This window comes from Shewanella yunxiaonensis (assembly GCF_018223345.1).
GTDB classification, from domain to species: Bacteria; Pseudomonadota; Gammaproteobacteria; order Enterobacterales; family Shewanellaceae; genus Shewanella; species Shewanella yunxiaonensis.
The window spans coordinates 1,083,676-1,103,251 of record NZ_CP073587.1 but is presented as its reverse complement, the minus strand read 5'-3'; the positions used below and the strand labels follow the sequence as shown (position 1 = coordinate 1,103,251).

Below are 19,576 nucleotides of genomic sequence, written 5' to 3'. Positions count from 1 at the left end.
TCCTTAGAAAGGCCACCAGTCAGACATAAAGAATTTGCTCAACCAGCCAACTTTTTGCGAATCGGCAAAGGTACCGGTGCCGCTATATTGAATGCGGGCATTCGCCACTCTGGGCGATTGCACGGTATTGCTGGTAGTAATGTCTTGTGGACGAACAATACCGGTGATACGAATGAACTCATCACCGTTGTTGATGGTGATCCATTTTTCGCCGCGAACCACTAGGTTGCCGTTGCCCAATACCTGAATCACATTGGCAGAGATTTCGCCTGAAAGACTATTGCTTTGGTCCGTTCCCGCTGAACGTTTGGTATCCATGCTGTCGCTATACCCCAAGTCCAGCGACTTACCATTAATCGTCACGTTACTGCCAGCGGCTGTCAGCGGATTGACGGTAAGATCAGAGCCTTTCGATATCTGATTAGCCGCGCTTTTTTTCGCTTGGGTCGACTCCACTAATTGGATAGTAACGATGTCCCCAACCCGATGGGCTTTCAGATCAGAAAATAAAGGTGTGGCCCGATTATGTTCAAATATGGAACCGGTTGGCACTAAACCGCTGTTGCCATCATCTGGATAGACAGGCGCGTAATAAGGATCATCCGGGATTGGCTTTTGCTGGTTGGCAGCACAGGCTCCCAGCAGCAACAACGGCAACAGTTTTAGTATCAGCTTCATAGCCTTACCCTACTAGAGGTTCTGATTCACGTATCCCAGCATTTGGTCTACGGCTGAAATAACCTTGGAGTTCATCTCGTACACGCGCTGGCTTTCGATAAGATTCACTAGCTCCTCTGTGACGTTCACGTTGGAAGTTTCCAGTGAGCCTTGCTTGATACTGCCCATGCCATCTAAAGACGGTGTTCCTTCGACGGGAGTACCACTAGCGCCAGTTTCCAGATACAGGTTCTGACCGATAGGTTGCAGACCGGATGGATTGATAAAATCCGCCATGGTCAACTGTCCTACCACTTGGTTGTCAGCCGTTCCCGGAATTTTTACGGATACTTCACCTTCTTCGGAGACGGTAATACTGGTGGCGTTATCCGGGATGGTAATGCCGGGTTGCAATACATAACCTTCACCGGAGGTAACCATCTGTCCGGTATCGTCCAGAGAAAACTGACCGTTACGGGTATATGCGGTGGTACCATCAGGCATCTGGATTTCGAAGAACCCCGGCCCCTGGATCATCAAATCCATCGAGTTATCCGTAGTTTCCATATTGCCTTGGGAGAAGATCTTCTGGGTGGCTACCACTTTGGTACCCGCGCCCAGATTCAGCCCGTTAGGCAACTTAGTGTTGGCGGCACTGATGCCCCCTGCCTGATTCACGGTTTGGTACAACAGATCTTCAAACACTGCCCGCCCTTTCTTGTAGCCGACGGTGCTCGCATTAGCGATGTTGTTAGAAATCACCGATATATCGGTCTGCTGGGCATCAAGGCCAGTCTTACTGATCCATAAAGCGGGATGCATAATCGTTACTCCTAGCTAATGCGAACCAAAGCGGCAGATGACTTGTCGTTTTCCTCTGCCGTTTTCATCATTTTTACTTGCAGTTCAAATTGGCGCTGCAAACTGATCATACTAACCATCTCTTCTATCGGGTTGACGTTACTGCCTTCAACCGCGCCACTCACCACGCTCACAGCCGGATCTGCGGCGGCAGGCTGACCACTTAAGGTACGGAACAGACCATCTTCGCCACGCATCAAATTTTGATTTCCGGGATTCGTCAGCTTGATTTGACCAACATTCTCTTTGACTTCCGGCGTCGCCCCCTGTGGGGTGACCGAGATCGTTCCATCAGTTGCAATATCAAGTTTTTGAACCGGCAAAGGAATGTTGATTGGACCATTCTGCCCCATCACCAAATGACCGCTGCTATTGCGCAGCATGCCATTAACGTCAATATTCAGGCTGCCCGCCCGGGTATACGCTTCGCTACCATCATCAGCCTGTACCGCTATCCAACCTTGATCCTTCACCGCGATATCAAGATTGCGACCGGTGGTCTGAATAGGGCCAGACTTAAAATCGGAAGACGGCAATTCCGTCATCGCGAATACTCTGGTTGGCAATCCCTCTCCAAACGCTTGCATCGCCCGCGCTTGCTCCATATCGGCTTTGAAGCCATCAGTATTTGCGTTAGCTAAATTGTTTGCCCTGACCGCCAAAGCATCCATATTTTGCTTGGCACCCGTCATCGCGATGTAGAGAAATTTGTCCACCCATTGCTCCGTCAAAAATTGAGCTTATGCTGAACAAAGCAAACTTCATGCCACTAAAAGATTGGGATTTTGCGAGGTAAAAAAGAAGAAAAACAGTTTATTGGCGCAGCGCAAAAAGGTGAGCGGCAAAGTATTGCCGCTCACGACAATACAGTTACCGCTCGGAGAGAGAACTTAACGGATCTGTAATACGGTCTGTTGCAGCGTATTATTCACTTCCAGTGTTCGAGAGTTTGCCTGGAAATTACGCTGTGCAGAAATCAAGTCTACCAGCTCAGTTGTCAGGTCGACGTTTGAGCTTTCCAGATAAGAAGATTTAATCGCACCAAACACACCGCTATTGGCTTCACCCGCCAGCGCTTCACCAGACTCCAGACTGGCTTTCCAAGACGTATTCCCGACTTGAGTCAGCCCCTGCTCATTGGAAAAACGCGCCAATGCAACTCTTGCTAACGGGACGGTGGAACCATTACTGTATTTCGCCGAGATCAGACCATCACTGCCCACTTCGACGTTAGTTAAGCGCCCCACAGTAATACCGTCTTGAGTTAACTCCGTCGTACTAAAGCTCTCAGCGTATTGTGTCGGTTGATTGAACCCGATGGAAATCTGCTGCGAACCTTCAGCCGCCGCACTGAGTACATTAGCACCAGAGATGCCTAGCTGTTGAGTCGTGATCGTGGCGGGGCTAGAACCTTTATAAGCACCGGTGGCGTCAAAAGTCAGGACGGCGCCAGTCCAGCCACCCGTGGTTTGAGCTGTGCCTGTGCTGTCTGGACTGCCATCACCCGTAGTATCCATTTGATAAGTACCCGCAGCGCTGTCCAGATTAACCTGCTGGCCATCCACGGCATAATAGACCACCCAGTTACTTTCACCGGTGTAAGCACCATCCTGAGGTTTAACGAAGTAGGAGGTCAATGTGTGTGACTCACCCAACGAGTCATAGATAGTTACCGCGGTTGAGTTATTAAATGTGGATGAATCCGTTGGATCAAACGCTGCCGGATCTAACGCAGTGGAGTTTGAATTCAAGTTCATACTCATGGATACATTTTGAGTGGCTTGCGGGCTGCCAGCGGTATCAGGGATCTGTACTGGTTTAGTGGTACTTAAGCTGACTGATGCAGAGTTGCCATCGGAATCCACCTGAAAACATTGCAAGTAGTTACCTTGTGAATCCACCAAGAAACCATTTTCATCACGCTTGAATGCCCCGGCACGAGTAAATGAATAGTCCTGGGTATCAATAGAAGACGAAGTCACGAAGAAGCCATTACCACTGATCGCCATATCCAGCGCGTTATTGGTAGACTGCAAATTGCCCTGATGGAACTGTTGCGCGACCTGGGTGGTAGTGACACCGCCACCAACCGCTGTCTTGCTGTTGGAGAAAATCGAGTTTGCATAAACATCGGCAAATTCTGCCCGTGATTCCTTAAAACCAGTAGTGTTCACGTTGGCAATGTTATTTGCTGTTGTATTGAGATCTTTTTGCGCCGCATTGATCCCGCTAAGAGCGATGTTAAAAGACATAATCCACCTCTTGTAATTTTTACTTCTGTCCGGTCAATCCCGGCGCATACGTTAACCTTCAGAAACCGCCAACACATCCGACAGTGCTACACCGCCAACGCCTCTAACGTTGAGTACGGCCCCGGTACTGGAATTGAGCGAAACACTGCTGACATGGCCATAGGTGCTGACGTATAGATCCTCAGACGTGCCATCGACCACACCATTGGCGGTAAGCGTATATTGACCAGGTGCCACAGCATTGCCGCTGTTATCCAGACCATCCCAGTCAACATCGACGTTGCCACCCGCACTGCCATCAACAGTAAAGTTTCTGACTACCTGACCGGAAGCATCCTGCACCGCCACTTTAATACTGTTAATTGGTGTCGAAGTGCTGATAACCCCTTTTAGCGTAGGATCATCCGCGGATACATAACCGGTGCCAGAGGGCACCAACACTTTTTGGCCGACCAGACCTGATGCCTGCAATGCCTGGCTAGAGGTCATTACAGTATTGAGACTGGTGATCTCGTCATTTAACTTGCCGATCCCGTCTACTGTAGAGAATGATGCCATCTGCGAAATCATCTGGTCATTGTCTACGGGATTTGAAGGATCCTGCATTGACAACTGAGTACTCAGCAACGAAAAGAAATCTGCCTGTGTTAAGGACTGATTGTTGCTGGTTGAACTGGTACTGGAAGTATCAGTTGTTGAAGATGTCACCGAACCGATAGTACTCACGGCCTATCTCCTATCATTTACCTAACTGCAGCGTTTGCTGCAGCATGGACTTGGTAGCATCAGCTACCTGAACATTCATCTGGTAGGAGCGCGATGCAGAGATCATATCTGCCATCTCCTCTACCACGTTGACATTGGGTTTATATATGTAGCCATCGGCATCGGCTAACGGGTGATCAGGCGCATATTCCTTCACCAGCGGCTTATCGCTCTCTACAATCCCCGATACCTTGACCGAATAACCATCTTGTTGCTGCTGCCCATTGGTCGCCTTCGCCAGCTCGGCTTCAAATACTGGGTGCCGGGCTTTATAGGTGGTATCCACACTACTGGACACCGAATCCGCGTTGGCGATGTTGCTGGCAGTGGTATTCAACCGCACAGACTGGGCAGACATGCCAGAACCGGCAATATTAAAAATATTGAATAGCCCCATGATCAGTCTCCTCTTATCGCCTTTTTCATGCCGGAAAACTTACCATCAAGAAACCCGAGAGACATTTGATATTCCAACGCATTTTGCATAAACGCCTGTTGTTCTTCCTGCATGTCTACGGTATTTCCATCACCGGTGTCAGGTTGATCTGGCACGCGGAACCTGACGTTTTCCTGGACCAATGACTTCATATCAAAATGCTTTTCGGAAGTAGCCGCCATTTGCATGCCTTGCCGTTTTCCCATGGCACTCTGCAATGCCGCATTAAAATCCACATCTCTGGCTTTATAGTTGGGAGTATCAGCATTGGCGATATTACTGGATAGCACTTCCGCACGCTGTGCACGGATCCCCAGGGTGTATTGATGAACGCCCAGAGCCTTATCAAAACTGATCGCCATAAAACCGCCTCTCAATGGATAGTTTTTATGTGCAAGCAAACTATGTGCCATATAGCAGGCTATATGTGTCTGATAAACCCCAACGAGTGAAACAGCAGCAATAAAAATGCCAGCTTTTTAGCTGGCATTTTTATATTGTTTAAAATCAATAAATTAATATCAGATTTTACGTTGGTAATAGATCCCTGGATTGCAGCGAATCATATCAAACTCATCAGATAAACCCGCAATAGACTCTGACGCACCCAAAAACAGGATGCCTTTGGGGTTCAGGGCGGCAGCAAATTGCCGCAGGATTTTTGCCTTGGCTTCAGGAGCAAAATAGATCAAAACATTTCGGCAAAAGATAATGTCGAACTTACCGAGCAAGGTATAGCTTTCCAGGAGATTATGCGCTCTGAAGCTGACCAAACGCCTGACATTGTCTTTCACTCGCATATTGCCACTTGGTAAAGCATCAAAAAACTGACGTTTACGCTCGTCAGATAAGCCTCTCCCCAATGCCAGGCTGTCATATTCCGCGTTCTTACAACGCTCCAGCATTGAAGGTGATAAATCCGTTGCCAGGATTGAAGCACTTCCAGGTAATCCACCCGGACGACGTTGCTGATATTCAAGAATGGTCATTGCCAAGGAATAAGGCTCCTGTCCAGAAGAACAGGCCGCCGACCAGATTTTGAGGGGCCTTCCGAGTCTGGCAAACTGCGGCAAGATATTGTTTGGCAACAATTCAAAGGGATAACGGTCACGGAACCAGAGGGTTTCGTTGGTAGTCATGGCATCAATAACTTCAGCCCGTAACTGTCTCTCAGTGGGACGCATGGACTGCTTCACCACTTCTGATAATGACGGCAGCCCATATTTGCCCATCAACGGCGCGAGTCTACTGCGCACCAGATATTGCTTATTTTCACCCAGCACAATACCACTGTGTTGTTCCAAGAACAGCCGGAACTGATTGTACTCGGTTTCTGCAAGAGATTTATCTGGCACCTTGATATCCCATTTTATAAAACTTGTTGGTACTGAGCGACAGCTAATACCGGTAAGACGCCGCGTTATACCGCAGCATCACAGACAACACAAGTCACTATCAACACTCTTTATATCATCGGCACGGTTAGTAAATCATGACAAAGTTAGATGTTTATCAACTGCGGCTGCCAATTCGTCTGGATTGAATTTAGCAATAAAGTCGTTGGCACCCACTTTTTGTACCATTGCGTGATTGAATACGCCACTCAATGATGTATGTAGTACTACCTTGATATTCTTAAGTTTTGGATCATCTCTAATCTCGGCCGTCAAGGTATAACCATCCATTTCAGGCATCTCAATATCGGAAATGATTAACGGAATTTCCTTGGCGACATTATCCATTTCACTGGCGATTAGTTTCAGCCGATCAAGTGCTTCTTTGCCATCTTTCGCGGTGTCGATCTGCAAGTTCAGTGATGACAAGGCTCTGACAATTTGTTTGCGTGCCACCGCGGAGTCATCCACGACCATAATATGGAAATTCTGCTCACGGTCGATATTGATCGCTTTATCAACTTCTTCACTGATTTCAGTTTTAGCAGGTGAAATCTCGTCCAGAATTTTTTCGACGTCCAATATCTCCACTAACTCACCATCAATTTCAGTCACCGCGGTGAGATAGGAATACCGTCCAGCACCCTGTGGGGGCGGCATAATGGCGGACCAGTTCATATTGATAATACGTTCAACTGATTGCACCAAAAAGCCCTGAACACTGCGGTTATATTCGGAGATGATGATAAAACAGTTTTTGAGATCTTCTATCGGCCGGCCACCGGTAGCGGCCCCTAAATCAATGACCGAAATAGTTGTTCCGCGAATGTGCGCCACGCCTTTCACATAAGGATTCAACTTAGGCAGCATCGTTAACGGAGGACACTGTAAAACCTCCTTAACCTTAAACACGTTGATGCCAAACCGTTGGCGACCATTTAGTTTGAATAACAGCAATTCAAGGCGGTTCTGCCCTACCAATTGGGTTCTTTTGTTGACTGATTCAAGAATACCTGACATAAGCCTGCCTTGTTGTTCGACAAAATAAACTCACCTTACCACTATTTACGGAAAGGCATGTAACTTGCTGTGATCGTTCCATCTGGTGTTTCAGTCAAAGTTCTGACGCCATCAAACTCGTTGCCAATTAAGGCGTTTGGAACGGATGAAGTATACGTGTAAATCGGTTAACTACACCACTTTGTATATGATGAAACTAAATTTAGCATACATTTTTTTAGCGATTGTGGCGTTCTCCAGCAAAACGTTAGCACAACCAGCGGTTGTTCCTGATATATCGGCCATTCAGGCATTGGCTAAAGAAACAGTTGCAAAAAAGCTGGAGGCACCGGCGTCTGCCAACGTCACGATCACGCCACAGACTATCGATAGCCGCATACTCATTCCCCGTTGCGCATCGCCAGTTAGAGCAGAACTCGCTTCGGACAGAGAGATAAGTCGCAACAATACGGTAAAAATTAGCTGTGATAGCCCTGATTTAGATTATCCCTGGCAAATATACCTCTCCGTAAGAGTCGACATCAGTTATCCTGTAGTGGTTGCCAAAGAGACATTGGCGCCCGGAGAGCTATTAAGCGCAGCGCAATTGGAAGTACGGTACATTGACCAATACAGTGTTAACGGTGAGCAATTCAGCAACGTTGACCAACTAATTGGGACCCGACTCAAACGGCGAGTCAGCAAAGATTACCCCATTTTTGTGAGTAATATTTGCTTTGTCTGTAAGGGCGATTCAGTGTCTATCATTGCTAAAACGGCACAATTCCAAATAAAAACGGTTGGCGTAGCCGAAGAAGATGGTAACCTTGGTGAACAGATACGGGTAAAAAACGCTCAATCTAACAAGATGATAGAAGCCGTAGTCACCCATGTAGGTGAAGTGCGGGTAAATATGTAAAAAAAGTCTCAAGCTAGACTGTTGTGTGCCGATAATAGAACTAGAGTTTATTTGAAAGTGTTGGAGCCAAAAGGCTATGGACATTAAACAACTGCAAAATCAACCTCGGGTGAATACTAATTCAGTTACCCGAAGCAGTGGTAAAGCTGAACAAGATACCGAGACTAGCAGCGTTGCTAACAATGACGATTCCGTCGTTGTTTCTGCCCAGGCTCAGCAATTACAAGGGATGCAAAGTAAAATTGCGTCTATGCCTGATGTGGATATGAAAAAAGTCGCTGAAATAAAGCAGGCAATTTCTGAAGGACGCTATAAAGTGGATCCGGAAAAACTCGCGAATAACATCGCTCAGTTTGAAAGCAACATGGTCGATCTTGATCAGGATTCTTGATGACTCAAGTACATGATCTGGAAATCACCTTACAGCGACAGGCGGCGACGCTTGGTCGCCTTTTGTCGTTGATTGAGGCAGAAACTAAGGCATTGATTGAACGTGATGCCGACGGTCTACTGCAATTGGCAGCCGATAAGCAGCAAACGTTAGAACAAGTGGCTAAGCTGGATAAAACGCTGGCAGAGCACCCGCTGAAAGAACAGTTAAAACAGACACCGCTGTCACAACAAGTTAGTCAAATCAAAGCGCTGCTAGCTGAATGCCAGCAAAAAAATCAAGCAAACGGTAAATTGATTGAGCTTTGCTCAGCAAGCACCAATCGTTTAGCGCAAGCCTTACAAATGAGCCGTAATGCTCATAGCCTCACTTACGATGGTAAAGGTAAAACTTCCACTATTTCTACTCTGGGTAACGATCTAGAAGCATAACCTCAGTTTTACCCAAGTAAAATCATCCTCTATGACACAAAATTAAAGCGGCAAAAGACTGCCGCCTTGCCGCCAAATTCATTGGGTACGAGTAAATTTAGAAATAAGTGATCTGCTTAACTCGCTGTGGACGATTTTGCTGCTGATACAATTGCCACACATTGGAAAAATCCAGTTCTAATTCGGTAACGTAATGATCTCCGGCAGGATAACTACGAACAACTTTGGCGCCGCGAATAACGCCGCTCACGGAAACCTTTACCTCATCTGACTTCAACATCCAATCACCGACCTTACTTTGTGATGTCAACTGCTGACCATAAACTTGTTCAGCAAGCTCTCGATAGGCGTCAATTTTCGATGCCTGCATTGCCATCAATACCCGTTCAGATGGATTTTTTGAAGGTTGTGACGCTAATGGCGCGTACCCAACGGCAGTTAATTTGGGAAAGGTTGGTGGTGGCACGGTTTCCCACTGCACATAGCGATCACGACTCGTACAACCGGAAATCAGTATCAGGATGACTAACGAAAACCATAATCTCATTTTGATTCTCCAACCGGATGTACCTTCGCTTCACCAGTAGCACTATTGCGGTACAGTAAACTTGCTTTAGAAACGACCAACTGAGAAGGCAACAAATAGTCTGGCAGCGCCTGCTGCGGTACATACAGTTCTGCAGTAGAGATGACTTTATTGCCTGTCAAGGTCACGATGCGACTGTTAATCACAATGCCGTTACGGGCCAAGCTAACAGTGGAGACTAATACTTGATCAACCGCAATATTGCTCGGCACTTTTTGCCAATCGCGGCTCAACAGAAAGTCCCCTTGCGGCGTTACTCTGACCGAATCAGCCACGTTTAAATCGACTAGGTGAAACCCCACCTGCTGCATGCCCGCCATTAATCCCTGTTGTAACTGCGCCGCCAGATTATCTGTGCTCTGCATATCTTCTACCATGACAGGCGTTGCGACTAACAATGGTTGATTCAGATCCAGCACGTCACTATAACGCACCAGATCCTTGGCGAGCTTCTGGGTCACGTCAATGATCCCAGCCTTAGTCGTTGCAACGGGATCAGCCACGGGCTCAACGGGCTGGGGGGATTTGCAGCCCACCAGCATTAGCGCCATCAAAACCATTGCTTTTTTCATATCTAGTCCATCAGCTAACGCTCCGAACGGCTATGAAACGGAGCTCAATTTATTTCTTGTCTTTCAGTTATCGGCAATTGACCACAACACTTAAGCGCTTTTACTTAGCACCAGACCAATTCACTGGCATAAATTTTGAATAATTACTCCGTATATCTGACGTTTCGACAGATATTTGGCCATTGGTTGCTACAGGAAAATCACCATGAAATCTCTCGTTTGCTTACTGACATTACTCAGCCTTAGCCTGCCTTGCCAGGCATACTGGGTAGAAGCAACAGGTGAAGCAAAGATTATCAATGGCGATAGCGACAATGCGCGAGAAGTTGCAGTGAAAAACGCCGTCAGAATGGCCCTTTTACAAAACGGTGGTAAGTTTCAGGCAAGCCAGACAACAAATAAGGGTCAACTGACTGACCAGGCTCTAACGCTATCAGCAGCAAACAATATCTCATCGATTCAATTATTAAATGAGCAAAAACAAGGTAATCGGCTAACAGTTACCGTCAAAATCGATCTGCTACATCAAGATCAAGAAAAATGTAGTAATGATGGGCTGAAAGCCGCAATTTTGATCCCGCGAACCACTATTCGTGATCGCAGCCAATTACGCTATGGTCGTCTTGAACAGTTACCAACGGCTTTTTCAGAACACTTAGTCAACGCATTGCAACAAAATTCAGCGTTGAGCGTTCCAGTATCGCTTGTGAATCAAGAGGTTAATATTCCAGCATTAACGAATTCAGATGGCGGATTTAGAGCACCAACATTGATCAGTGAAATGACCGATAGCCAATACCTGTTGATACCTGAACTCACCGACATCTCAGTTGCAGAACCCACTTCTGCCATTCTTGGATTGTGGCAACATGCACCTATCAGACAATTTCAACTGAAGTTAACTTTATATCATGGCATTAGTGGCGAAATTGTCTGGCAACACGAATATAGTCAACCGAGCGAATGGGAATTTGCTAAAACCGCTATGGTCAATCCTACTTCCAGTGAATTTTGGCAGTCGGAATATGGTGAGTCTGCCGAGCAAATAATTACAGAAGCCGTTAGAGATATTGATGAAACACTCAGCTGCCGTCCGTTACTGGCTCAGATTATTGCTCTAAATGACAGCCAGATAGTGCTTAATATCGGAAGAAAAAATGGCGTAAAAAAAGGCGATAAATTTAAAATAGTATTGCAACATAACATCATGGATCAGATCAGTAAAACCCGCGCAATTGCAGTCGCCACCACTGTTGATGTTGAAATAGCGCAGACATCTGAAAGCACATCCACAGCAATGCTCAACGGAGAAAGCGCAGCACGAAGTATCCAAGTCAACGATATTGCGCTGAAGAATTAAGCAGTTAGATTTGAGCCCTTTTAATAGAGGCCAAAAACAGTATAATCACTGCCGTCTCCTCATAGCTCAACAGGATAGAGCAGCCGCCTCCTAAGCGACCGATCGGGGTTCGAGTCCCTGTGGGGAGACCAATATACAGATTTTTATATATAAATCAAATGTTTATAAATAATCATATTTCTGTGCCGCCCCTGTGCCGCCCCAAAACACCACCTGAATTTTTTGTATATTAGATTTCATTGAAGTTAAATTTTTAAGACTCTCGTCTAAAAATTGGACTGTTCCATCAATTTCCGTTAGTTTTCATTCATCATGGATCAGATAAGAAAACCAACCAAAATGGATGATGTTTTTGCGCAGTTCGCAAACAGTGATGATTTAAGCTTCGTTATTTCTACCACTCCACCAGACTTGCAGTCATATGCCCTTGCTGTTGTCGACCTCAATGAATTTCCATTACCTAAATCCACGGTTGAAATCGTTGATGGACATCCTTGCTTTCACGATCTTCATATTCCATTTACAGACGGACTAAAGGAACTGGGTGAGATAGATTCCAATGGCGACATCATTAAGCAGTTAGCCAAAATTGATGGCATTCAACAAAGTCTGAAAGCGCAGCACCAGCAAAATATTCAAACCTATATTGGCTTTTTCGCCCCATTGAGAGATCTACCACTAGTCGAAGACATGACGCTTATTCGGCATTTCTCTAACGCTGGCTCGTTAGCAAGTGGCTTTTCACCTTTTGCTGCTCATGGCAAGTCAATTAATATGATGCCGAAATTCACCAAAGAATCTCAGGCTACGCTGCAATCCGCCCTTGCTTGTCAAATGGCAGGCCTAACCAGACCCGCAGCAAAGTTGTTTAATGAATTTATTGAGTATCAACTTGTTGATATGAACGACGGATTTCAGTGGCTATTGGAAAGTATCATCAATGAAATTGGAAGGATTAAAACATCATCAAAAGCAGGGAAATCAGGGCGGGCAAAAAAATTTGCAATTAGCGACCAAGTAAAAGCCTATGCTATACAGTTGTTCGACCAAGGTGATTTTAACAATGCGCATCATGCTGCTCATGCAATAGTTGGCAGAGTAAAAAAATATGGAAAATCAATAGGATTTGAATTTAGTAGTGATTATCAAGCCCCGAGAACTATTCACTTGTGGCTTTCGAAACATATTAAAAGCAAATTTGAAGGAAGTAGTTAAGAGATGGAACTAGTTGAGACCTCAAGCTTAAGATTTATTTTTCCTCGTTCACGATATCCGATTTATAACGCTTATCTAAATCTGTTCGTAAACTATCTAAGGACTCAGGAGATAAATGTAAGTGAATCTGATTTAAAACAGCTGTCTATCGCTCTTGGAATTAAAACCACTTATTTATACAACTCAGTAATGAGTAATCGCTGCGAAGAAAGGGCAAAAACTCTTCTAGATGAAAGCATTTCATTGAAAACGTGGATAAAAAGACTTCTCGCCGAAAGAGGGACTGAAGTAGCTGAAGCTACTAATCTATCAGAAGCACAGTCCATTTTATCTCGCTACCAAGAGAAATTTGACCAGATTGAAGCTCGTAAGCAAGAAGCCATTGAGCAAGAAAAAAAAGCCAAGTATGAACAGTTAAAAGCAATTCAAGAAGCACAACAAAAAGAGTTAAAAGATATTCGAGAAGCACATAAAGAACTATACGTAGACTTCGATGAGTTTGACTCATTCGGTATTCGAAAGGGCTCCAAAGCTGAAAAAATTTTACGTACGCTGAAACACCGTGCAATCACTCAACAAGATTTTAATTGGTTAAAAGAATATGGCTTCTGTAACGATCTGATCGAAAAACATTACTACCTTCAACAAGGACAACAACAATTTAAACGATGGAGGCAGGAACATAAACCGTGGGACCTTGTGAATGCTAGCGCCTCGTATAGGAAAGCGGAAAATTTAAGTAAAATTAAAAAGGAATTGGATCAGCATTACCCTTTTAAAACTACATTAAAAAACAAAAAACTTCATTCTGCGCTGCTCACCACCTATGGTGGTGTTTGCCGAGACCTCAAGGAATATGAAAAAGGGATTCGATTGGGAAATGAAGCACATCAAACATCATCATTAGATTTCAGACCATGTACCTTATTAGGTGCAATTCACATGGAAACTGGAAAGTTTGACTTAGGATATGATTGGTATCAGAAGGCTAAAGATAGAGGTTTCAGTGAGAAAGCTTATGACAATGATCTGAAAACTATCTACCAAAGAGCATCAGATGAAATCAAGCATCGACTCAAGCAATCCCTGCTAAATAAGGGGCATAATTATCGTTGGCTACAGTGTACTAGCTCAGACCTGATCTGACAGTTACCCATTTTTCTGGTGCCTCCGTCAGATTAGATTTGAGCTAAATTCTTTTCAGCCCAAATCGCTTTCCCATCAACGAGTGTCGCCATTGGTGTTCGGCCACAACACATTTTTCCCTGATGAGTCCGTTCATTGTTGTAATACGCCAGCCATTCGTCCAGATCTTTTTGCAGTTCCTCCATATTTCCGTAAAGCTTTTTACGAAACGTTACCTGATAAAACTCATTCAAAATCGTTTTATGGAAGCGTTCACAGATACCATTGGTTTGCGGATGACGCGCCTTAGTTTTGGTGTGCTCTATGTCGTTAATCGCTAGGTACAACTGATAGTCGTGTTGCTCTACTTTGCCACAGTATTCTGTTCCTCGGTCAGTCAAAATACGCAGCATGGGTAATGCTTGAGCCTCAAAGAACGGCAGCACTCGGTCATTGAGCAAATCAGCCGAAGTGATAGGCGTTTTCGTTGTGTACAGCTTGGCAAATGCTACCTTGCTATAGGTATCAACGAAGGTCTGCTGATAGATGCGACCAACACCTTTAAGATTGCCGACATAGAACGTATCTTGCGAGCCCAAATAGCCTGGATGGAAGGTTTCAATTTCACCACAAGCTTCATCATCCTGTTGCTTGCGTTCCAGCGCTGCGACCTGCGCATCTGACAAGATAATACCTTCTTGCTCGACCTTGGCTTCCAAAGCCTTTAAGCGCTTTTTGAAGTTCTCTAAATCGTGCCGCAGCCAGATAGAACGAACACCACTCGCCGACACAAATACGCCTGTTTTGCGCAGTTCATTACTGGTGCGTGATTGGCCGTGGGCAGGAAATGCTATCGCATGTGCGATGACGGCTTGTTCGGTTGCATCATCGACACGGTTCTTGAGGTTAGGCGCTCTTCTGGACTGATTGATAAGCGATTCAACACCACCACTTTCAACCAATTCCTGGTAGCGATAGAAGGTGTCTCGAGATACGCCCATCACCTTACAGGCCTTAGAAACGTTTCCCAGTTCTGCTGCGAGATTGAGTAAACCCGCTTTGTGTTTGATAATCGGATTGTTAGTATGAAGCATGAGAGTTGCCTTATGTTTTGATTTAAGATTCGACACCTTTATCAAAACGGGTAACTCTCATCTTTTCAAGATGATGTGTCAGATCTAGTCTGGACTAATACAGCTACAGTAATTGTTTAGTACTACCACAGGGTGTGGTAGTACTTTTACAGGGTGTTGTAGTACTTTCACACCCTGTCATGTGAATACTCTTTAACTCCACTTACCTAATCTCGCTCCTGACCTCATTACTTTAATCAGGAGCAACAATGATCAATTCACTTTTAACCCCTCAACAGGTCGCCGAGATGCTCGGTGTGACTGAAGGCACTCTGTCAGTGTGGCGCTGTACTGGTCGCTACCCTCTCCGCTTTGTCAAAGTCGGTCGTCGCGTAATGTATCGCCAAGCCGACATTGACGCATTCATTGATGGGAGGGTTTATGAACACACTCTCTAACCTCTTAACGATGCTGACACATTTACTCATGTTGTTTCAGCTAATCAGGATTCGTGACGTTATAAAGTTTCGGCCTGAAGACATTCCATTATCAATGCGAGACCCCGTAACGGAACAAATCCAATCAAACGATGTGTACCCGTTAACGGATTCGGTACTCGTTAACGAGTCCAAGCCACCGTTACGAGATCCGCGCCATTACGTAACAGGTTCAACCGCTACCGAATTAACACCGAGTACTAAACCGAATTCGGTACTTGATACGGAGGGCGAACCGAATGAGTAACCGAATCACTAACCGAACCGTTAACCAAACGGAAAACCGAACAGACCGAATTGATACCAAACTAAGCACCGAACAAATCGACCTGCTGTTTTGGTTAGCTAATGGTAATTCGGTCGAGCTTTGTACCGAAGTCTGCCCTGACCTCGGTACTGTGGCTGAATTAGCAGGCTTTGCCGGTCACTTTTCAAAGCGCACTATCTATCGCCTTAAACGGGAAGGACTCACCCAAGAACGAGATCTATTCGTAACGGGGTTACGCTGGACATCACTCACGCTAAACAGCAAAGGGCGACAGCTCGCTGAACAGTTGGAGGGACAAGCTCATGCCTGAAGTCCATCCACATGATCATAAGTGGGTTAATAACCAACTTAACGGACTACCCAGTGCGTTCAAAAAACGCATTATGGAAGAGTATGTAAAACTGCCAACCCGACAGTCATCAAATCTGAGCATTCTCGAAACTCGCGAAGCGATAGCGACAATTCTTGGCAAAGATAAGCGCTTTTACACCGTTAACGTGGAAGACCGTGATCGCCGCCTAATTGCCAAACGCCGCTCCCGTGAATGCTTAACCCTGTTTATCGAATCCAATAAGCAGCTTGTTTTCGCTTACTATGCAATTACGCGCTTCTTGGCGGCTCACAGCATCGAACCTAAACCACTCAACAAAGACGTACGCGAAGCGCTGAAAATGGGCACTTTAACTGATGTTCAAGCCCTGAAGGTGCGCGGCGTAATTAACCGAGCGATGGATGAAAGATGGTGGCAACAGAAACTCGGGACGCAACATAGCCGACAGATTGAAAGCATTGCACGCCACCTAAATTTGGTAAACAAGCAACGAGGTATCTATATCAGTGAAACCTCTAAAAAGTTATACGAGAACCAACGCTGGCACACAAAAAATTTCCTGCAAGAGACTATCGCTATCAATGAAGACGGTTTCAGTATGAGTCTTGCGGAACTTTCTAGCCTTAATGTATCAAATCCCAAAATCCGCCGCGCCGAGTTAATGGTAAGAATGCGTGGATTTGAAGACTACGCTAATAAAAGTCAATTCTCAGCACTATTCCTTACCATGACCTGTCCGTCGAAATATCATCGTGCATTTTCTAAAACAGGAGATGCCAACCCCACATGGAACAACGCCACTCCGCTAGATGGCCAGCAATATCTAAACCTAACATTTGCCAGAATCCGTGCCGAAATGAAACGACAAGGAATTGCTGCATTTGGTTTCCGCATTGCAGAACCACACCATGACGGTACACCACATTGGCATTTATTGTTATTCCTAAAGCCTAAACAAGAACAAGCCCTAGTGAATATCTTTAAACATTACTGCTTTGAGGAAGACGGCGATGAACAAGGTGCAGAAAAACACCGTTTAAAAGTGGAATACATAGATCCAAAAAAGGGCTCTGCTACCGGGTACGTTGCCAAGTATGTTTCAAAGAATATTGATGGTGAAGGTATAGATGCCGACAGTTACGGGAAAGATGCTAAAACCTCTGCAGTTCGTATTCGAGCCTGGGCTTCTTGTTGGGGTATTCGCCAGTTTCAACAAATCGGCGGCGCAAGTGTTACTCCTTGGCGTGAACTTCGCCGACTCAAAGCTATTCCGGAAAATGGTCCGGAGTTGATTGAACAACTCCGTAAAGCAGCAGACCAAAGTGATTGGCAACTTTATACCGAACTCATGGGTGGCGTCTTCTGCAAGCGCAAAGAACAAACAGCACGTCCTCTATATGAACAGCTTCAAATCTGCAAGCAGACTCCTGAAACCATTCCAGCAAATTCGGGAATAGATTCCGGCATTCCTGCAATTTTCCATGAAAACACTCAGGAATCATACGGCAATACAATTCCTGGAATCCCGAGCCATTTCGGAACAAACGCGGGAATGATGCAGGAAACTATTCCGGAACATTCCGGCAATTTTCGGGAAATCAAATTCAACAGATATGGCGATGAAGCACTAAAAAGGCTGAAGGGAATTGTAAGCCTTGGGGTTGAAGTGATTACACGCCCCCATGAATGGACGCTTTCTCGTGCAGTAAGCACTGACTGATCTTACTTGGAGTTCTGTCAATAACTGTACTGAAACCTAACAGAAAAGTGGTTGGTAAACTCGGTTGAAGTTGTTACATTAATGTACGAAACATTTAACATCAAGGACGATGCGCTGTCATCAGCCCGTGCGGTAGCTGTGCCTTCAATTTAGATTCTTTAGCGAATTCGCACAAAGGTTATGTAATTTAAAGCGAGAACACATGGACTACAGTGTAATTCTTAAGCCTTTTTACGATTATTTATATATCTACTTAGCAATTCTACTAATCGTAACTTTCCTGAAAACGCCATGGTATAAAGGTAAATTTGGTGAGTTTTTAGTAAATACGGCAGCAAAAATCAGACTTGATAAAGAAACCTACCATCTCATTAAAAATGTGACGCTTCCAACTGATGGTGGCACTACTCAAATAGATCATGTCATTGTTTCAATTTATGGCGTGTTTGTAATTGAAACAAAGAACATGAAAGGTTGGATTTTTGGCAATAAGGATCAAAGAACTTGGACTCAAAAGATTTTCAAAGTAACACATAATTTTCAAAATCCGCTATTCCAAAATTACAAACATACAAAAACTCTTGAGTCGTTATTGGGTCTGAATGATCAACAGATTTTTTCTGTGATTACCTTTATGGGTGATTCGACCTTTAAAACAGAAATGCCAGAGAATGTGACATCTGGCGGTGGCTATGTTCGTTACATTAAATCCAAAACTGCCCCTGTTCTCACAGAGCCTCAAGTCAAAGAGATAATCGCTAAAATCGAAAGTGGTCGTTTAACGCCATCATTCAAAACTGATCGTGCGCATGTGGCTCATCTCAAGCAAAAAATAGCAGAACGCGAAACTCAAAATCTCTGCCCTAAATGCGGTGGTCATATGGTCATGCGTGAAGTGAAAAAAGGTGACAACGCAGGTAAACAATTTTTGGGTTGCTCTAATTATCCACGCTGTCGTGGCATTATTAATATTAAGTGAACAAGAGCAATAACATAAAAAATACTAGATGAGGGACCGCTTTTCGGCCTCACAAGTATAAGTTATGCATAAGGATTACACATTGAAATGAAAGTTCAGTCGCTGGTAATTGCAATAATTCCAATGTTGTCAATGTACAGCTCTAGCTATGCCAATACAATTGATGATGCTCTGAAACTTCCAATCAATGCTTTTAAAGATCAAATATACAAGGCATTAAAGGATGACAAAAAACTAGGGTCACACATACCTAAAACAGCTAAAGAACAACAACGGGAAAAGCTACAAATCTGTAAGTTTTGGCTTGATCAATATTCACATTCAGCAACAGAAGAATACGAGATAAAAACAATAGACTCCTGTACTGCTGCCGGAATAGATATGTCCAAATATCGAAAATAGGATGAAAATTAATAGCCATGCATAACAAAGCCTAGTGTAAACATCCCTTTCTCACTGACATCCTAAACTAGAGTTTTCTGCCTGTGGTCGCTGCTGGACCTCGGCTAACGCAGATATGCCCCGGTAATCATCCCATTTTTAATGGACGTTAGAAGTAGAAGGTTGCGTTATTAAAGCCTGTTTGTATTTCGGTGGAGCAGCAACAAACGGACTTTGCGACCTAAAAATTTTATCCATATATCCCGTGTGGTGTAGCTCACCAAGACGCCTAAAAACTGGACAGGTATACAGTCATATCGAACTCGCAAGCATTTTGACCGATTTTTAGTCAATATTCGTGCGC

The 19,576-nt window shown here is 44.8% G+C and carries 23 protein-coding genes and 1 tRNA gene; 12 read left to right on the top strand and 12 right to left on the bottom strand.

Annotation, left to right across the window (positions count from 1 at the left end; all coding sequences use genetic code 11):
* Positions 1-3: 3 nt before the first annotated feature.
* From flgH to KDN34_RS05125, 9 genes are all read right to left on the bottom strand, one after another.
* Positions 4-678 carry a flagellar basal body L-ring protein FlgH gene (gene flgH, locus KDN34_RS05165; protein WP_212595848.1) on the bottom strand — a complete coding sequence of 225 codons (675 nt, stop codon included), beginning with the start codon at positions 676-678 and terminating at the stop codon, positions 4-6.
* 12 nt (positions 679-690) lie between these two features.
* Positions 691-1,479, bottom strand: coding sequence for a flagellar basal-body rod protein FlgG (gene flgG / locus KDN34_RS05160; protein ID WP_212595847.1), 789 nt, complete (start codon positions 1,477-1,479; stop codon positions 691-693).
* 11 nt (positions 1,480-1,490) lie between these two features.
* Complete coding sequence (gene flgF / locus KDN34_RS05155; RefSeq protein WP_212595846.1) at positions 1,491-2,234, bottom strand: flagellar basal-body rod protein FlgF; 744 nt, start codon at positions 2,232-2,234, stop codon at positions 1,491-1,493.
* 174 nt (positions 2,235-2,408) lie between these two features.
* A complete protein-coding gene (gene flgE, locus KDN34_RS05150) occupies positions 2,409-3,770 on the bottom strand; it encodes a flagellar hook protein FlgE (protein ID WP_212595845.1) in 1,362 nt (453 codons plus the stop codon).
* A 51-nt stretch (positions 3,771-3,821) separates the two neighbouring features.
* The gene (locus KDN34_RS05145; protein ID WP_228730470.1) at positions 3,822-4,487 is read right to left on the bottom strand and encodes a flagellar hook assembly protein FlgD; all 666 of its coding nucleotides are present in this window, start codon (positions 4,485-4,487) and stop codon (positions 3,822-3,824) included.
* A 22-nt stretch (positions 4,488-4,509) separates the two neighbouring features.
* A complete protein-coding gene (flgC, locus tag KDN34_RS05140) occupies positions 4,510-4,932 on the bottom strand; it encodes a flagellar basal body rod protein FlgC (protein ID WP_212595843.1) in 423 nt (140 codons plus the stop codon).
* Between the two features lie 2 nt (positions 4,933-4,934).
* A complete protein-coding gene (gene flgB, locus KDN34_RS05135; protein WP_212595842.1) occupies positions 4,935-5,333 on the bottom strand; it encodes a flagellar basal body rod protein FlgB in 399 nt (132 codons plus the stop codon).
* A gap of 159 nt (positions 5,334-5,492) precedes the next feature.
* On the bottom strand, positions 5,493-6,332 hold the full coding sequence (locus KDN34_RS05130) for a CheR family methyltransferase (protein WP_212596531.1): 840 nt from the start codon (positions 6,330-6,332) through the stop codon (positions 5,493-5,495).
* A gap of 129 nt (positions 6,333-6,461) precedes the next feature.
* A complete protein-coding gene (locus KDN34_RS05125; protein WP_212595841.1) occupies positions 6,462-7,385 on the bottom strand; it encodes a chemotaxis protein CheV in 924 nt (307 codons plus the stop codon).
* 190 nt (positions 7,386-7,575) lie between these two features.
* Here KDN34_RS05125 and flgA point away from each other — a divergent pair, with 190 nt between their 5' ends.
* From flgA to KDN34_RS05110, 3 genes are all read left to right on the top strand, one after another.
* A complete protein-coding gene (gene flgA / locus KDN34_RS05120; protein WP_212596530.1) occupies positions 7,576-8,283 on the top strand; it encodes a flagellar basal body P-ring formation chaperone FlgA in 708 nt (235 codons plus the stop codon).
* A gap of 76 nt (positions 8,284-8,359) precedes the next feature.
* Entirely contained in the window at positions 8,360-8,674 is a 315-nt protein-coding gene (flgM, locus tag KDN34_RS05115; RefSeq protein WP_212595840.1) for a flagellar biosynthesis anti-sigma factor FlgM, read from the top strand.
* Positions 8,674-9,105 (top strand): flagella synthesis protein FlgN, encoded by a 432-nt coding sequence (locus KDN34_RS05110; RefSeq protein WP_212595839.1) that lies wholly within the window; start codon positions 8,674-8,676, stop codon positions 9,103-9,105. Before flgM ends, KDN34_RS05110 begins: the two co-directional genes overlap by 1 nt.
* 97 nt (positions 9,106-9,202) lie before the next feature.
* Here the strand turns inward: KDN34_RS05110 and KDN34_RS05105 are convergent, their stop codons facing one another.
* A complete protein-coding gene (locus KDN34_RS05105; protein WP_212595838.1) occupies positions 9,203-9,652 on the bottom strand; it encodes an LPP20 family lipoprotein in 450 nt (149 codons plus the stop codon).
* Entirely contained in the window at positions 9,649-10,263 is a 615-nt protein-coding gene (locus tag KDN34_RS05100) for a FlgO family outer membrane protein (protein ID WP_212595837.1), read from the bottom strand. Before KDN34_RS05100 ends, KDN34_RS05105 begins: the two co-directional genes overlap by 4 nt.
* A gap of 205 nt (positions 10,264-10,468) precedes the next feature.
* On the opposite strand from KDN34_RS05100, the gene KDN34_RS05095 reads away from it, so the two are divergent.
* The 4 genes from KDN34_RS05095 to KDN34_RS05080 all read left to right on the top strand — a co-directional run bounded on the left by KDN34_RS05095 (position 10,469) and on the right by KDN34_RS05080 (position 13,984).
* Positions 10,469-11,623, top strand: a complete 1,155-nt coding sequence (locus tag KDN34_RS05095; protein WP_228730469.1) for a flagellar assembly protein FlgT — start codon at positions 10,469-10,471, stop codon at positions 11,621-11,623.
* Positions 11,624-11,678: 55 nt separating this feature from the next.
* A tRNA-Arg gene (locus KDN34_RS05090) sits at positions 11,679-11,754 on the top strand.
* A 181-nt stretch (positions 11,755-11,935) separates the two neighbouring features.
* Positions 11,936-12,838, top strand: coding sequence for a hypothetical protein (locus KDN34_RS05085; protein WP_212595835.1), 903 nt, complete (start codon positions 11,936-11,938; stop codon positions 12,836-12,838).
* 3 nt (positions 12,839-12,841) lie between these two features.
* Positions 12,842-13,984, top strand: coding sequence for a hypothetical protein (locus KDN34_RS05080; RefSeq protein WP_212595834.1), 1,143 nt, complete (start codon positions 12,842-12,844; stop codon positions 13,982-13,984).
* Between the two features lie 32 nt (positions 13,985-14,016).
* Here the strand turns inward: KDN34_RS05080 and KDN34_RS05075 are convergent, their stop codons facing one another.
* On the bottom strand, positions 14,017-15,057 hold the full coding sequence (locus tag KDN34_RS05075; protein WP_212594394.1) for an IS481 family transposase: 1,041 nt from the start codon (positions 15,055-15,057) through the stop codon (positions 14,017-14,019).
* Positions 15,058-15,305: 248 nt separating this feature from the next.
* Here KDN34_RS05075 and KDN34_RS05070 point away from each other — a divergent pair, with 248 nt between their 5' ends.
* From KDN34_RS05070 to KDN34_RS05050, 5 genes are all read left to right on the top strand, one after another.
* On the top strand, positions 15,306-15,494 hold the full coding sequence (locus tag KDN34_RS05070) for a helix-turn-helix domain-containing protein (protein ID WP_212595833.1): 189 nt from the start codon (positions 15,306-15,308) through the stop codon (positions 15,492-15,494).
* A 278-nt stretch (positions 15,495-15,772) separates the two neighbouring features.
* Positions 15,773-16,111, top strand: a complete 339-nt coding sequence (locus KDN34_RS05065) for a hypothetical protein (RefSeq protein ID WP_228730426.1) — start codon at positions 15,773-15,775, stop codon at positions 16,109-16,111.
* Complete coding sequence (locus KDN34_RS05060) at positions 16,104-17,852, top strand: replication endonuclease (RefSeq protein WP_212595832.1); 1,749 nt, start codon at positions 16,104-16,106, stop codon at positions 17,850-17,852. Before KDN34_RS05065 ends, KDN34_RS05060 begins: the two co-directional genes overlap by 8 nt.
* Before the next feature lie 202 nt (positions 17,853-18,054).
* The gene (locus KDN34_RS05055; RefSeq protein WP_212595831.1) at positions 18,055-18,831 is read left to right on the top strand and encodes an NERD domain-containing protein; all 777 of its coding nucleotides are present in this window, start codon (positions 18,055-18,057) and stop codon (positions 18,829-18,831) included.
* Between the two features lie 87 nt (positions 18,832-18,918).
* Complete coding sequence (locus KDN34_RS05050; RefSeq protein WP_212595830.1) at positions 18,919-19,233, top strand: hypothetical protein; 315 nt, start codon at positions 18,919-18,921, stop codon at positions 19,231-19,233.
* Positions 19,234-19,576: the final 343 nt, after the last annotated feature.